Source organism: Shewanella hafniensis (genome assembly GCF_019655335.1).
Taxonomy (GTDB): Bacteria; Pseudomonadota; Gammaproteobacteria; order Enterobacterales; family Shewanellaceae; genus Shewanella; species Shewanella hafniensis.
Genome location: NZ_BPFD01000097.1, coordinates 1 through 14504 on the forward strand (window position 1 = coordinate 1; position 14504 = coordinate 14504).

Sequence of the window (14504 nt, forward strand, 5' to 3'; positions counted from 1 at the left end):
ACACGCTAAGTGTCACACCTTTTTTATATTACTAATAAGCCCCTCCGAGTTTTTATTTTTTAAATCAAAGTCAAAATGACTTAAAAAGACTTAAATAAGGCCACCCAAGATAAAACAAGAACATAATGCACTTTCTGTTGGCATTTAAGTGACAAAAAGTCACTTAGCCGTTAAAAGGCTAGCGAATTAGGGTTGCAAAGGATGATGACTAACTAAATTGACCTATTTGGCTGAAAAAACGATATTTTTAGTAAAAAAAAACCAACCCATTGCCTCGTTGGAGGTCTTGAAGGAACGAGCAATGAAACAGGCTTGAAATCAGCCAGCGTTAAGGTACCGACAGCATTTAGCAAAGTGCCGTCGTCGCTTCTCTAAATGCTCGCAGTAATCGGTCAGTTCTTGCAGCGTCCCCACTGGACCACGAAAGAGCTTGCCAAACTCTGTGGTCAGTTTTAACCAATTTTCATGGGATATATTTAATCTTGTCAGTAAGTTGGCGCTATTTTCACTTATTGCACCACGCTTGTCGTTGCGGATGATCCGCCCTGTATCCTCAACTAACTCAAGATAATCCTTGAGTGTAAACGCGATTCCATTAGGTTGGTTATCGCGCTCTTTACCAATGAAAGGCAGTAGATTGCTAGGCTGATCACCTTTCAATGCTGCCCGAATGCGTAGCTGAATGCTGGTATGGTCTGATTGTGCTGGCGTGTCAGCCATTTTGGCTCTGATGGGATTCAAATCAACATAGGTCATACAGGCTAAAACAGCAGTTTCATCAAGAAGAGCCTGTGACTTAAAGCGGCCTTCCCAGAAACGACCACTACAGTTATCTTCTTGATTTGCTTGTCTTGCTATCGGTTCGTTTAAGCAACGCATGAACCAACTGATATCACATAAACGGCTACGGTAAATTGCTATAGCATGCTTTAGCCTGAGGACTTGGTGAGGTTCAACCAACTCACCTTTAGCGAATTTTTGCGTTAATTCATCACCTTTAAATAGCTTATGCCACTGCTCAAGCACTTCGCGATCAGTCCAACGATTAGTTCGGTCGATATCTACCCGTAACACCACATGCAAATGATTCGACATCACCGCAAAGGCGGCTACATCAATAGCAAAAACAGCCTCAAGTTCAAATAGTAGCGATTCTACCCAGGCGCGGCGATGGTCATAGTTTTTCCCCGAGTAACTATCATCGCCGCATAAAAATGCACGCCGAACAACGCGACTACAACAGTGATAGAAGGGCGTGTCTTCAACACTAATCTGAGTTCTGCGAGCGGCGTTTTTCAAGCTAGTTGTCACCATTGACCGTTTTAAGCGGCCTTTTTTTCTACTGTTTTAACTGTCTCTCTTTCCGGATTCAGTGTTGTCGGTCCCACTGGTTCGCAATTTCGTACTTCGCGTTTTCCCCAACGACTTGGGGTGGCTGCTTTAGCGGCTTCAATCCGTTCTTTGCGTCGCGTCAGTACCGCAACGTCCTGACCGGTATGACGTTGGTGCGGTGTAACAAACCGCAACTTGCTGTGTTTATGTTCGTAGTTGTACCAGCGCGTAAATTTCAGTACCCAAGTTCTTGCTTCATCAAGGCTTTTAAAGCCTGCTGATGGCCAGTCCGGCCGGTATTTACAGGTTCGGAACAGTGATTCTGCAAACGGATTGTCGTTGCTGACCCTTGGCCTGCTGTACGATGTCGTTACACCAAGCTCATACGCTTTCATTCGCATGGTCTGCGATTTCATCGGCGCCCCATTATCCGAATGCAATATCACGCCACTGTGTAAACACTTCTCCCGGATCAACGTTTGCTCCAGCAACTTTGCTGCGTTTTCTCCACTTTCCTGTTCAAACACTTCACAACCAACGATTTTCCTGCTGAATAAATCTTCCAGCATATACAGGTAGTAAAACTGCCCGCGTACCGTGCTTGGTAAGTAGGTGATATCCCAACAGAACACCTGACCAGGCCCTGTTGCGGTAAAGGTCGTTGGCAACGCTGAGTCTTTCGGCGATAAGCTCCTGCCACGATGATGCAGCTGACCAGAAGCTTTCAGCACCCGATAAAATGTTGATTCAGAACCATAATACTCACCTTCATCCAACAGGGTTGGGACGATTTGCGATGGCGGTAAGCTGGCAAACTTTGGCCAATTGCACACCTCGATGATCATCGCCTGCTCTGCTTCCGTCAGCTTATTCGATGGCAGTGGTCGAACCGCATCCGGCCTTTTATCTTCGGTGACTTTGCCATCCCGATACCAGCGCCGATAGGTACGCAGTGTGATGCCAGCTTCTTCACAGGCCAGATGAAGCCTTGCGCCAGCCTGATTCGCTTCCTGTATCAAGTTCACACATTCAGTGCGCTCTGAGACCAAGGTTAATCGTCCTCGTTGTCGTTCTCCCAAAGCGCATTTAACTTTTTTCTAAGCACCAACAAGGCTGCGGTTTCAGCTAAAGCTGTTTCTTTGCGTCTCAACTCGCTTTTTAACTGTTTGATTTCCTTATGGTCGGCTTGGCGCTGCCGCTTAGCTTCCAATTCCTGCTCGCGGGAGCTCATAAACCCGCGCAGAGCATCGGCTTTCCATGCTTTTACCTGTTCGACATACAAGCCTTTTGCGCGGCAATACTCGCTCAATTCAGCTTCATTTAAACTGGCAGTTTCAAGCACAGTGGCAAACTTAGCTTCCGCTGACCAATGTTCTGAGGTTGGTTTACTTCCGGGCACAGGACGACCTTGTTGTTTGGCTTTATCCCGCCAATTATACAAAGTTTGCACGCCAATCCCTTCGTTTCTTGATACTTCAGCTACGGTCATATTCGAAGGAGGCAGTAACTTATTTAAAATCTGCTGCTTACGTTCTTCACTATAACTAGGCACAATTAAGCCTTAACGCCCCAACTGGTTAAATTTTAAGTAGTGACAACTATCCTGCCAGAGCGGGATAATAAGGAATCGACTCACTTGGCATGCCAATCACTATGTAGCAAAGGCCAAGCAGTAATAAATACTTGAGCATTCGCAGTGGCCAATCGAGCCAAGCGGGTGGTGTTAGTTCTGATTTAATAAAGCGTTTTCTAACAGCATACAAATATTCCCCTGCCAAACCTAATGGGCAAGCCCAACCACAAAATGCCCGCTTACAAAGTAATCCTGTGAGCAATACCGCCGCTAACATCACCGCGGCTGCAGGATGGGTTTGATCCCACAAATTTAGACTGACAATGGCCTTCAGTTCAATGCCGCCGGCAATCGGTAGGAAAGCATCGACCACATCGGGGCGCATTAGCCAAGGTGTAATTCCTTGCTTAAGCAATACGGTATTGATTGTGTATTGCACGGCAACCAGCAAAAGCGATAGTGCTAAGACATGTTGAGTGCCTTCCCGCAGAGTATTGATCTTAATCTCACCTTTGAAGGAGTCAGGTGCAAATTTATGTCCTACTAACGCTAAAGGCAGCGCAATAATCAGTCCGAGTGCTAAAGGCCAGTAAAGGCTGATCGCGACGGCGCTGACACTGAGTAACAGTGTTACGACAGCCCCCCATTTCTGGCCGCTCCAATAGCTCAGTGAGGCGAGATACATGAGTGCCAACATCAGAGTAAGTGATTCGATAAAAGTCATAGTGATGAATACAGCAAATGAGTAACGAGTACAGTGTCTGAGTGATGAGCTGATGATAAGTTTTTGAGTACTAAATGAAATTGTGCGGCAGGTCTAAGATTGGTGCTATCAATCCACTAAAGCGCGCCATAGCTCACAAAGCTAAGTGTTTTGGGCTTGCACAAATAAAGTATGGCTTGCAGGGACAGCGAGCGAGGTCACACAAAGCATAAAAAGCCCCAGCAATTTAGTATGCTAGGGCTTAGGAGTTAAGTAGCAGCTTTGGTTCAACTTTTTGATTTTTCGAGTGACTCGATAAACTTGTTCGACTCATTAATCGATTTGTTCATCTCTTTAATCAGGCCCGAAATGTCGGTTTGCAGACTAGCAAATTCGCCTTTGATCGCGCCAATGGCTTGGGCGTTCAAGTTATGCTTGAGATACAGCATATTGTCTTTCATGGCGGTGAGGATAGGCGGCATTTTTGATTCGGCGCGGTGCATGCTTTTGATCAATTGTTCGTAGGCGCGGCGCGTTTCTTTGAGCTTAGCTTCACTGTTACGGCGCAGGCTGGCTTTGCTGATCTCGCCAATTTCATCTTGCCACTCATCGAATAACGCTTCGGCCACATCTTCAACTTTCTTGATGCGGTTGCTGACGTTGTCTGCGGCGCTTTGGGCCGATTCGTATTCATCCTTGGCCTTGTTATAGGCTTTTTCTAGGTTGCCGCCATCGTGATTGAGCAGGGCTTGCATCTCTTCGAGGGCCGAGCTGAACTCTTTTTGGGCGTCCTCTTGGGATTCTTTTGCGTCTTTAACTCTGTCGACCATAATATCGCGTTTATGGTAACCGACCTTTTCCATCGCGCCGTAATAGGCGCTTTGGCAACCACTGAGCAGGAGGCTTGCGGCAATCAGGCCTGAAGTTATCAGTCTTTTCATTGGGTATTCCGTCGCTGAATGAAATTAATCGGCCTTAAATCGGGCCGCATCGATAATGCTCCACAGATGAAAGATAGCACCTATTACCGCGGGCACAATTAGCCACCAGAGTGCATAACCCACCACTGTGATAATGAAAAATAACAGTGCGGCCATAATGCGGCCTTGTAATAGTTGGCCTAACCCAGGGAAAAATAAGCTAGCAATAGCGGAAATAACGTTACCCGCAGATCCTTGTTGAGACATCAATTCACTCCTTAGACTTGTAAATTAAGTGTTTATTGTACGAAGATAACGAGTCTATACCAACAGAATCAAGAGAAACCCGTGACTAAGAAGATAGAACTGGCACAAATTCGCGTCTTATTCCTCGGGATCTGGCACTTCCTGCTGCATTTGCAGCGGCGTTTAGTGGAAGATCAGATCAATATCCGCGCCGGACATTTGGCCTATGTCACGCTATTGTCACTTGTGCCTATGGTGGCCGTGACTATGTCTATGTTGTCCGCTTTTCCTGTGTTTAAAGGCATACGTGGGCAGATAGAAGGCTTTGTTTATCAGAACTTTTTACCCGCAGCCGGCGATACTGTGCAAGTGTATATCAATGAGTTTGTCGCCAATGCCTCTAAGGGCACAGCTGTCGGGATTGCCGCTTTAGTGGTGGTCGCTATTTTGCTGATTTCCGCCATCGACAAATCCCTCAATAACATTTGGCGTACTAAAGAGAAGCGTTCCGTGGTGGTCGCATTTTCTATGTATTGGATGGTCATCACTTTGGGCCCTGTTTTGGTGGGGGCCAGTTTGGTGGCGACTTCCTACGTAGTGTCTTTGAAGGTTTTTGACGGTCAGTTGTCGGGTGTGGTGCCCGTGTTTCTTGAGCGCTTGCCCATGCTGTTTTCAGTTGCAGCATTCTTGCTGTTATATATGGTGGTGCCTAATCAAAAGGTGAAGTTTCTACATGCACTATTAGGGGCGATTGTCGCCGCAATCTTGTTTGAGTTAGGCAAAAAAGCCTTTGCCTTGTATGTGACTCAGTTTCCGAGCTATGAGGCTATTTATGGGGCTTTAGCCGTGATCCCTATTATCTTTGTCTGGGTGTATTTATCGTGGATGATAGTATTACTCGGCGCGGAAATTACCGCGGCTATGCCAGAGTATTTAGATTATGAATCGAGCTGTGATGACGATGAAACGGATTTGGATGGTAAGCCTTTACAAGAGCGCCAAGATAATCAGTCTGTAACCTTAACTTCGGCAGAAGTCGATGCACTTAAGGCCGTGGCGAAATCGGAATGACATCCCTAAACGGTTATGTAATAGCGATAACACCTAATGCCTGAATCAGTGCCCGAATCCTATCCCCCTTTTATCCGCCGCGACTGGTTTAGCGTTGGCAATGGTCAGCAATTACATCTGGCGCAATACGGTAATCCTCAAGGTATTCCGCTGTTGTATTTGCACGGTGGTCCGGGAGCGGGTTGTGATATCGGTGATTTAGCCTTATTTAATGGCGAACAATATTGGATTTTGCTGTTAGATCAACGCGGTTCTGGGCAATCTTTGCCCTTTGGTGATTTAGCCCATAATCATCTTAATGGTCTGATCTGCGATATGGAGGCGATTCGCCTCGCGTTAGGTATTGAGCGCTGGTGTTTAGCGGGCGGCTCCTTTGGGGCCACATTAGGCTTAATTTACAGCGGATTGTTCCCAGAGCGGGTGATAGCACAAGTGCTGTGGGCATTATTTATTCCGTCTAAAGAAGGTATCGATTGGCTCTATGGCGCGGATGGCGCGGCAAAAGTGCAACCTGCGGCTTATCGACTCTTCAGTGGTAATGCGCCTGTTGCGCCATCGCTGGCTGAACTGCTGGATTCATACCATCAAGGTTTGGCATCGGCCGATGAAAACCTGCGGCACCATTTTGCGCGGCGTTGGGTTCAGTGGGAGTTAAAGCTCGCGGGGGCAAGATTAGTATTACCAAGGCTGTTACCCAGCGCAGTATTGGCGTTAGCGGATATCGAGCTGCACTTTGCTCGACATGATTACTTCAATGCTATGAATGTATTACAGCGCGTGACGCCTAGGGTGAAGGCGCGTAGTGTGTTATTGCAAGGAATGCAGGATGCGATTTGCCCAGCGGCGCTATTGCGCGATTTTTTGGCTGGGTTAGAGCATGCTATTACGATTCAATCTGTTGCCGACGGCGGACATATGCTCAATAGCGAGTCGTTGTTTTTGGCGGTCACAGCAGAAATCCATGCTATGTGGTCGTGGATACATCAAAGGGAAATACAATGAAAACATTGCTCATCAGTGCCAGTTTACTCGGATTAACCGCCTGTGCCGCTACGGCGCCCTCGCAAACCCGCGCGATTGACCCAGTGGTGGCTCAGGAGAACGTGAGTGCCCCCGTCGCGCCCAAAGTCGTTGAACTGGGTGGGCTAAACAATGACGCTGCCGCTGAGCGCTTGTATCAAGCGTTGATTAACGCTAACTACTTGGCCACCAAAGTTGCGCCGACTAAAGTTGCGGTGCAGTTTGGCGATAACCAGTTTTTGCTTGAGCCGAGCATTAATTCTGCGGGCATTGACCGTATTTTAATGAATCGTTTCTATGCCGTGCACCCGCAATTACAGGCTAGCCAAGAGCTGCCTGTGGTGATTGGCACTTTGAATCAAAAGCTTAATTTTGCCAAGTTTGTGTTGCTGGACCAAGGCGCAGTGATCCAAATACAAGGCACTGTCACCTTTGCCGACCATGTTGAAATCGAAGAGTTACGCCGTTTTATGCTGTGGACCAATGGCGGTTTGGCACAAGTCGCTCAATCCTTGCCCGATGGTATCGACCAATATATTCGTCCTATTCCGCTCATGCAGCAAATGGTTCCCGTTAAGCCTTAATCTAAAAGGAAAAGTTGTGATTGCGTTAATTCAAAGAGTGAGCCGCGCCAGTGTGGTTGTCGATAATCAAACCATAGGTGCGATCGATAAGGGCCTGTTGGTTCTGCTGGGCGTTGAGCAGGAAGATACCCGCGAGAAGATGGAAAAACTGGCAACTAAAGTGATGAGTTATCGCGTGTTTTCCGATGAAAATGGCAAGATGAATCTCAACCTAGAGCAAGTCGGTGGCTCTTTATTAGTGGTGTCGCAATTTACCTTGGCCGCCGATACGGGTCGCGGTCTGAGACCGAGTTTTTCGGGCGCCGGAACGCCGGATCAAGCCTTGGCACTCTATGAAGAGTTTGTCGCATTCTGCCGCGCTAAGGGCGTGACCACAGAAACCGGACAATTCGGCGCCGACATGCAAGTGTCTTTAGTTAATGATGGCCCTGTGACGTTTAATCTGCAGGTGTAGCTTCTTATCACGCGAGTGATTGTGTTAGTTATTACGTTGACTATTACATTAGTCAACGCGTGGTTTTTCTGGGGGATAGAGTGTTGAACTTATTCAGTGTTAGCTGTGAAGGGGGATGTATCAAGGTAAATGCGCATGGATGAACGACTTACTCAACTACTCACTCAATTACGCCAGACGTGGCACAGTACTATTCCTGTTAGCGAATTTATGCAGATTGTGCCGCTCGATTACCGCGAAGGTGAATTTCGAGTCACGGCGCCGATAGCGCCTAATATCAATCTGCATCAGACCATGTTTGCCGGCAGCATTTATACGCTGATGACCTTAACTGGCTGGGGCGCTGTGTGGCTGAACCAGCAGTTAGCCGGCGTTGCCGGTGACATAGTGCTCGCCGATGCCCATATTCGTTATCTCGCGCCAGTGACTTGTGATCCTGTGGTAACAGTGCAATGGCCAACTGTTGATCTCAGCCCGTTGCAAAGGGGGCGCAGAGTGAAAGTGAAGTTAGCAGTGCAATTGTATTGTGATGCTAAGCTTTGTGCGGTATTCGAAGGCCTGTATGTCAGTGCGCCGAAAGTGAGTTAATTTATAGCGCGTCGCAATAACCTATAACCTTTCTAAAAAATCGAAGTGAATCTCAAATTTTATCCACTTTATTTCTTTTTTATGGGCGAATACACTAGCGTCATAGAGTTGAGATATTCCATCTGACTCTGAGTCATTTACCTATTTTCGGAGCAGATTATGTCTAAAGTCTTAATTTTAAAATCAAGCATTCTTGGCGGTTATTCACAATCTGCCGTGTTAATTGATCACTTAGCGAGCCACTGGGAAACCCAAGGCGCCGCTATCACAGTACGTGATTTAGGCGGTAAAGATGTGCTGCCTATGGTAGACGGTGAAATCGCTTCTGGTTTACGTGGTGGTGCAGAATTATCGGCACGTCAGCAAGAAATGCTCGCCTTATCAGATACCTTAGTTGCTGAATTAAAAGCGAACGATACGATTGTTATCGCAGCGCCTATGTATAACTTCACTATTCCGACTCAACTTAAAAACTGGATTGATTTCATTGCCCGCGCTGGTGTGACTTTTACTTACACTGAAACAGGTCCAAAAGGATTAGTGGAAGGTAAACGCGCTGTGTTAGTGACGACCCGTGGCGGCGCTCACAAAGATGGCCCAACGGATCACGTTGTACCTTACTTGAAAACGGTTTTAGGCTTTATTGGTATCACTAATGTTGAAGTGGTTTACGCCGAAGCGCTGAACATGGGTCCTGAAGCCCACGACAAAGGCATGAGCGAAGCGAAACACAGTATCGATCAGCTGAAGGCTTAATCGTTCTGTGGCTTTAGTTGAGTCATTTGATTTAGCTGAATAAATAATGCCAGCCTTAATAGGCTGGCATTTTTATATGTGCATTTTAGCTAGGTTGGCAGCAGACTAAATCTTTAAGCGAACCGCCATTTATCACGCAGCTAAAACCATTGGCCTTGAGGATATCGCAGCCTTTTTGTGCTCGAATACCCGCGCCACAGTAGAGCACGAAGGGATGCTGTTTATTGTCGACTTGATGCAACCATTGATCGAGCGTTGGCAATGGCACATTAATGGCTTGGGGCAAATGACCCGAGGCAAATTCCTCTGGTGAACGCACATCAATCACCCGTGCGCCTTGCTCAATCAATTGCCAACACTTTTCGCCCGAGTGGCTGCCGGATAACTTAGCCAGTAAAGATTGAAACATAGCATTGCTCCTACCATTAGAAAATTTTCAATAAGTTTATTCTAATGAACTGATGAGTGCAAGTGCGGCAAAATATCGGCAGTGAATAGTTTGATCTTTGGCTGTGCAGATACTCGAACTCTGTATTACTGGCGTTAGATAAGCTGCTACAAGCTAGATTCATTGCCTCGTTGATAGTGAATTAAATCGTGGAAGACTACGGCTTGGTCGTTTAGATTGCGATAGCCATGGGGTTTGTCGGCTGCAAATCGCACCGCTTCACCTTGCTTGAGCGTTTGCCACTGGCCATCGACTAACACTTCCATAGTGCCGCTCAAGACAATGACATGCTCAGTGACACCCGTTTCATGGGGCTCAGAAAGGCGCTCATAGTGTGGCAGCAGCGTGAGCTCAAACATCTCGAAACCGAAGCGGTCTTCAAAAGGGAAGAGTGAGGCGACTAGCATGCCGTCGGTGGCGGGTTGTTGGCGTAATTCGTCGGGTTTACGGAATACTGCGCCTTGGCTCTGGGGCGTGGGTTCGAGAAAGGTCGACAGCGAGATATTGAATCCACTGGCAATTTTCCACAGCGTCGCAATGGTTGGGCTGGATTCACCGCGCTCGATTTGGCCTATCATGGCCTTGCTGACGCCCGTCTCTTGGGCGGCTTTATCTAAACTCCATCCCTTTTGGTTGCGAAGTGCTTTAAGCGTGGTGGCGAGATAGCTGTTTATCGTCTGCACAATGGCCCCATCATTTTTATGAAAATTTAGTTTGTACGTTATAACGCACAGGTGCTATCTTGTCCATCTCGTACGTTATAGCGCACGAAGGCTATTTTGTTCATTTGATAAGTGATAGCGCACAAAGTCATGACGGTATTAATTGCAGAGAAAGGGAGTGGATATGTGGCGAGATGCAGGAAGTTTGTCAAAAATATCAGCGGGTTTTATTGCGGTATTAGTGGGTTATAGCAGCTCGGCTGTGATTATCTTTCAAGCGGCTGAGGCTGTGGGGGCGACACCTGCACAGATTAGTTCGTGGCTGTGGGCTTTAGGTGTGGGCATGGGCGTGACCAGCATAGGGCTATCGCTTTACTACAAGAATCCAATTCTTACGGCTTGGTCTACACCGGGCGCCGCGCTGATGGTGACCAGCCTAGCGGGATTGAGCGTCAACCAAGCCATAGGCGCATTTCTGGTGAGTTCGATGTTAATTACCCTTTGCGGGGTGGCGGGCTGGATGGATAAGCTTATTCGCATCATGCCGCAGTCAGTCGCTTCCGCCATGTTGGCGGGGATCCTGCTGCAATTTGGCCTAGGGCTATTTCAAGCGATGCAAACCCAGCTGAGCCTCATATTAATCATGCTGTTGGTGTTTGTCGTGGTTAAGCCTTTTGCGCCGCGCTACATCATCTTGCTGACATTGCTGGTGGGCATCGGCATGAGCTTTCAATTAGATTTGCTCAAGCTAGATGCGGTTCAGTTGCAACTGGCGATGCCGGTGTGGACCACGCCTGAGTTTTCGCTGGCGAGTGTAATTGGCGTGGCGCTACCGCTGTTTGTAGTGACTATGGCCTCGCAAAATATGCCGGGCGTTGCTGCGCTGCATGGTAATGGTTACAGGCCGCCAATTTCACCTTTGATCATGACGACAGGATTCATCGGGGTTATCCTCGCGCCCTTTGGCGGTTTTACTTTCAACTTATCCGCCATCACAGCCGCTATTTGCATGGGTAAAGAAGCAGACCCGAATCCCGCGACCCGCTACTGGGCGGCAGTGTGGGGCGGGGTGTTTTACTTTATCACTGGGTTACTCGGCGCCACTGTGGTCGGCCTGTTTTCCGCTTTCCCGAAGGAACTAATACTGGCCATCGCCGGATTAGCACTGCTTGGCACTATCGCTAATAGCCTGACTGCCGCATTAGCTAAAACCGAAGATCGCGAAGTAGCAGTGATCACTTTTTTGGTCACGGCATCGGGTTTTAGTGTGCTGGGTATCGGCAGCGCATTTTGGGGACTGTTGCTTGGGTTTATTATCCATTGGTGGAACGGGCACAGAACTGCAGCTGTGGTGAAGCGAGCGAATACTTAGCTGCAGCAAAGCGCCTTAGTAGATGAATTTCAAAGACTAAGGCGCATGTGTTTTAGATTTTCTTCGTCATAAACACGCTATTGGGGTCGAGTCGATAATCGGCAAAGGGGCCACAGCTTTCGAAGCCAAATTTGCTGTAGAGCAGGCGGGCAGGGTTGAAGAAGTCCATCGAACCTGTCTCTAGACTCAGGCGTTTGACGCCTGCGGCTTTGGCATCGTTAATTAAGTGCTGCAATATCTTAGACGCTATGCCTTGCTGTTTATAGGGCGCGGCGGTGCGCATGGATTTGATCTCGGCGTGCTCGGCATCTAACCATTTTAGTGCACCGCAGCCCGCTAAATTGTTGCCATCCCATAGGGTCCAAAAGCGAATATTGGGCTGACGCAGGCCATCAAGATCTAATGCGTGAACGCTTTCAAGCGGTGAGGTTGCTCGCATATCGTTGAGGTGTTCTTGCAGCAATGCCGCTATCTCTGGCCCTTTAAGGTCATCTAAGGTGATTTTCATCGTGGCTTTCATGGTGAGTCTCATGGTGGCTCTCATGGCAGATCGGGTGCTCCCTATTATTGTGGCTTATCCATAATGGCGGCATCGCGTTGTTATCTGTTTGCCAATGCGCCGTGGTGGATAAGCAAATCCTAAGCCACAAAATGTTAATCAAAGCAAAAGTCGTGGGGCTTCTTCACCCCCCTGCTTTTTGATCATGAGTCGACCAAGGAGGACTGCTCGTCCTATCAAAAACGCCCATGTTAAACTGCCAGCTCGATATCCCTATCTCGCGCTAAAAACGGCCGTTGGCCTTCGTCCTTGGATGCTCCAAGACGCCCCCAACGGAGTTGAAAGCCCCTTGTGGGCATTAAGCGCCCTTATGCGATCGCGTCAGACGCTCGTCCCTGATTCGACTGACGCTATCTCGGCCTCTGATAGGCAGGATGCCAGAATGTCGTGAAGTGCATGGATGCATGAGAACGACCATGCCTCGATCACGCAACGATTGCTAATGCCCTGCGGCAACTCCGAGGGGATGGTGTATTTCTTAGGCTATAGCGTGGTTGGTCAATTGTTAAGGAGTAAAAGGTCTGTCCGATCTTTTGATCTTTTTTAAGAACTGCTAAGCATACGTAGCGAGAAGGTGCCCATGCCACTTATAGAACAAGCCAAGCTTTATTAGTCCGCGTTGATTTTTTTATACGTTTTCTTTTGCAATACTAGACAAGTTATGTCTAATTTGATCAATGAAAGGTCGCATTCTACGATATGCGTTTTTAGATAGCTCTAGTTGGTAATCTAGACTTTTTCTAATTTCTGCATGGATATGAATAGCATTTCTAGCTTCATAGATCTCAATTAACTCATCTTTAAGCCATTCCTCAATTAACCCCAATTGGAAGGCGCATTCAGCTTTTTTATCAAATCGTACCTTCGTGACGTCAGTTTTTCCAATGCCTTCATAGGTCGGTATTATATTTTTTCCATCGTGTTCTAAGGCAGACTTGAGTTGCTCTAATTTACTTTCAGGGATAGAGATTCTTTTTTTTGTACTGAACTCTGTTAATCCAACAACTTCGGTTCGCTTTTTCAGTTCTTCAAAGAGAAGGTGATGTATAACTGCTTCATATATAGAAGCAAAGGATAGTATTTGAATTCGTATTTGAGCCTGAAGTAACCAACCATCAGCTTTCATTCCCTCTAACATTTTGTATATGTATCTTGCAGATATAAATTCATCGGCCAGACGATCACGCAAAGTTGTATCGCTAATAAAATCAAATTCAGATTTATGCCAGTCCCAATCAGCGATATGGTTTGTTATATAATCTTTTATATAATTAATCGTGTTATCTTCAAAAGCCATGTAAGTTCCTTTTCGTTTTGGATATGATTTAAAACCTATCATAACGCTAATTGTCAGCCCTCTTGAGGGGTTTGTTAAGTTTATCTACGTGCCATAGCATGCATAAAACTTGTGACATCTTCAAGCTCGGGAAACTCATCTCCCTGCCGCCCCCAGAATTCACCTATATCGACAAACATAAGGTACAAGTAAGAATGATAGTTTGTGTAGAACTCTGTTAAGTTTAGATTTTTAGTTCGCTCATAAGAAGCGTGGCCAGCTAGCTTGTTGCGATATATCCTAAATTCTTGCGCAAGCAATTCAGGTATGGGCAGTAGCTTTTCATAGTAAGAGATGTCATTTTCATAACTCGGAGCTTTTCCACGCTTAATACGATCAATTCTTGCTTTTACTACACGATATGCGTCCTCACTAATTAAGGAGTCAATGAGCAGATTTCTCTGAGGACCTTTCTTGTCGGTAATATCTTTATTTTCAAAATCTCTTCCGTGGCAAGCTAAGAGAAATTCGTACAGATGGTGTATAAAGTATGAATAGGAATTGTATGTGCGATAAGACTTGTATTTATCATGACCAGTTAGAATTAAATTCTCTGCCGACAGCCGAAATTGTTCAAATGCATCACGACACTTTAAGTATTCATGTTTAATTGCGATACATTGATGGTAATCTGCGTCCGTACCTATCTCTATCTTCATATGCGTAACCCCAAATAAACTCAACATTTGTATAGTGCGCATGCGCATAATTTCACATCAAGCTATAGGAAACATAACTTGTAACACACTGATGTGTATTTTAATTTTTACGATAGCAAAAATCATTTAGGGTAGAAAGTAAATATGTACATGATCTTCGCTTGTATTTTTTAAGTGTCGCCAATAACTATCTGAATATTATATAAATTGACTAAATCACT

The 14504-nt window shown here is 46.5% G+C and carries 16 protein-coding genes and 1 pseudogene; 7 read left to right on the forward strand and 10 right to left on the reverse strand.

Features of this window, described 5'->3' with window-relative positions; all coding sequences use genetic code 11:
• Window positions 1–318: 318 nt before the first annotated feature.
• From K5Q99_RS19440 to K5Q99_RS19460, 5 genes and pseudogenes are all read right to left on the reverse strand, one after another.
• Window positions 319–1299 carry a transposase gene (locus tag K5Q99_RS19440; RefSeq protein WP_246604541.1) on the reverse strand — a complete coding sequence of 327 codons (981 nt, stop codon included), beginning with the start codon at window positions 1297–1299 and terminating at the stop codon, window positions 319–321.
• A 23-nt stretch (window positions 1300–1322) separates the two neighbouring features.
• Window positions 1323–2884, reverse strand: a protein-coding gene (locus K5Q99_RS19445; protein ID WP_220777851.1) for an IS3 family transposase whose coding sequence is annotated in 2 segments (ribosomal slippage) — window positions 1323–2422 and window positions 2422–2884 — 1563 coding nt in all. Because the reading frame shifts where the segments join, the coding sequence is not laid out codon by codon here.
• Between the two features lie 64 nt (window positions 2885–2948).
• Window positions 2949–3629 (reverse strand): annotated as a pseudogene (locus K5Q99_RS19450) (4Fe-4S binding protein); the annotation flags it as partial.
• A 266-nt stretch (window positions 3630–3895) separates the two neighbouring features.
• Entirely contained in the window at window positions 3896–4549 is a 654-nt protein-coding gene (locus K5Q99_RS19455) for a DUF2959 domain-containing protein (protein WP_006079785.1), read from the reverse strand.
• 24 nt (window positions 4550–4573) lie between these two features.
• Window positions 4574–4795 carry a hypothetical protein gene (locus tag K5Q99_RS19460; RefSeq protein WP_006079786.1) on the reverse strand — a complete coding sequence of 74 codons (222 nt, stop codon included), beginning with the start codon at window positions 4793–4795 and terminating at the stop codon, window positions 4574–4576.
• A gap of 81 nt (window positions 4796–4876) precedes the next feature.
• Here K5Q99_RS19460 and K5Q99_RS19465 point away from each other — a divergent pair, with 81 nt between their 5' ends.
• The 6 genes from K5Q99_RS19465 to azoR all read left to right on the forward strand — a co-directional run bounded on the left by K5Q99_RS19465 (window position 4877) and on the right by azoR (window position 9247).
• Complete coding sequence (locus tag K5Q99_RS19465) at window positions 4877–5845, forward strand: virulence factor BrkB family protein (protein ID WP_220591767.1); 969 nt, start codon at window positions 4877–4879, stop codon at window positions 5843–5845.
• Window positions 5846–5881: 36 nt separating this feature from the next.
• The gene (locus K5Q99_RS19470) at window positions 5882–6847 is read left to right on the forward strand and encodes an alpha/beta fold hydrolase (protein WP_220591768.1); all 966 of its coding nucleotides are present in this window, start codon (window positions 5882–5884) and stop codon (window positions 6845–6847) included.
• Window positions 6844–7449 (forward strand): hypothetical protein, encoded by a 606-nt coding sequence (locus tag K5Q99_RS19475; RefSeq protein ID WP_106648388.1) that lies wholly within the window; start codon window positions 6844–6846, stop codon window positions 7447–7449. Before K5Q99_RS19470 ends, K5Q99_RS19475 begins: the two co-directional genes overlap by 4 nt.
• Window positions 7450–7465: 16 nt before the next feature.
• Window positions 7466–7903 carry a D-aminoacyl-tRNA deacylase gene (gene dtd / locus K5Q99_RS19480; RefSeq protein WP_006079790.1) on the forward strand — a complete coding sequence of 146 codons (438 nt, stop codon included), beginning with the start codon at window positions 7466–7468 and terminating at the stop codon, window positions 7901–7903.
• Window positions 7904–8038: 135 nt separating this feature from the next.
• Window positions 8039–8491 (forward strand): thioesterase domain-containing protein, encoded by a 453-nt coding sequence (locus tag K5Q99_RS19485; RefSeq protein WP_220777852.1) that lies wholly within the window; start codon window positions 8039–8041, stop codon window positions 8489–8491.
• A 159-nt stretch (window positions 8492–8650) separates the two neighbouring features.
• Window positions 8651–9247 carry an FMN-dependent NADH-azoreductase gene (gene azoR, locus K5Q99_RS19490; protein ID WP_063884975.1) on the forward strand — a complete coding sequence of 199 codons (597 nt, stop codon included), beginning with the start codon at window positions 8651–8653 and terminating at the stop codon, window positions 9245–9247.
• An 85-nt stretch (window positions 9248–9332) separates the two neighbouring features.
• Here the strand turns inward: azoR and K5Q99_RS19495 are convergent, their stop codons facing one another.
• Together K5Q99_RS19495 and K5Q99_RS19500 are read right to left on the reverse strand one after the other, a co-directional pair.
• On the reverse strand, window positions 9333–9656 hold the full coding sequence (locus K5Q99_RS19495; protein WP_063884976.1) for a rhodanese-like domain-containing protein: 324 nt from the start codon (window positions 9654–9656) through the stop codon (window positions 9333–9335).
• Between the two features lie 146 nt (window positions 9657–9802).
• A complete protein-coding gene (locus K5Q99_RS19500; protein ID WP_220777853.1) occupies window positions 9803–10378 on the reverse strand; it encodes a helix-turn-helix domain-containing protein in 576 nt (191 codons plus the stop codon).
• Between the two features lie 163 nt (window positions 10379–10541).
• Between K5Q99_RS19500 and K5Q99_RS19505 the strand changes: the two genes are divergently transcribed.
• Window positions 10542–11729 (forward strand): benzoate/H(+) symporter BenE family transporter, encoded by a 1188-nt coding sequence (locus K5Q99_RS19505; RefSeq protein WP_220777854.1) that lies wholly within the window; start codon window positions 10542–10544, stop codon window positions 11727–11729.
• Window positions 11730–11781: 52 nt separating this feature from the next.
• Here K5Q99_RS19505 and K5Q99_RS19510 read toward each other — a convergent pair whose 3' ends face one another.
• From K5Q99_RS19510 to K5Q99_RS19520, 3 genes are all read right to left on the reverse strand, one after another.
• Entirely contained in the window at window positions 11782–12237 is a 456-nt protein-coding gene (locus tag K5Q99_RS19510) for a GNAT family N-acetyltransferase (RefSeq protein WP_373317120.1), read from the reverse strand.
• 679 nt (window positions 12238–12916) lie between these two features.
• Window positions 12917–13585, reverse strand: coding sequence for a hypothetical protein (locus K5Q99_RS19515; RefSeq protein ID WP_220777856.1), 669 nt, complete (start codon window positions 13583–13585; stop codon window positions 12917–12919).
• A gap of 80 nt (window positions 13586–13665) precedes the next feature.
• Entirely contained in the window at window positions 13666–14283 is a 618-nt protein-coding gene (locus K5Q99_RS19520) for a hypothetical protein (RefSeq protein ID WP_220777857.1), read from the reverse strand.
• Window positions 14284–14504: the final 221 nt, after the last annotated feature.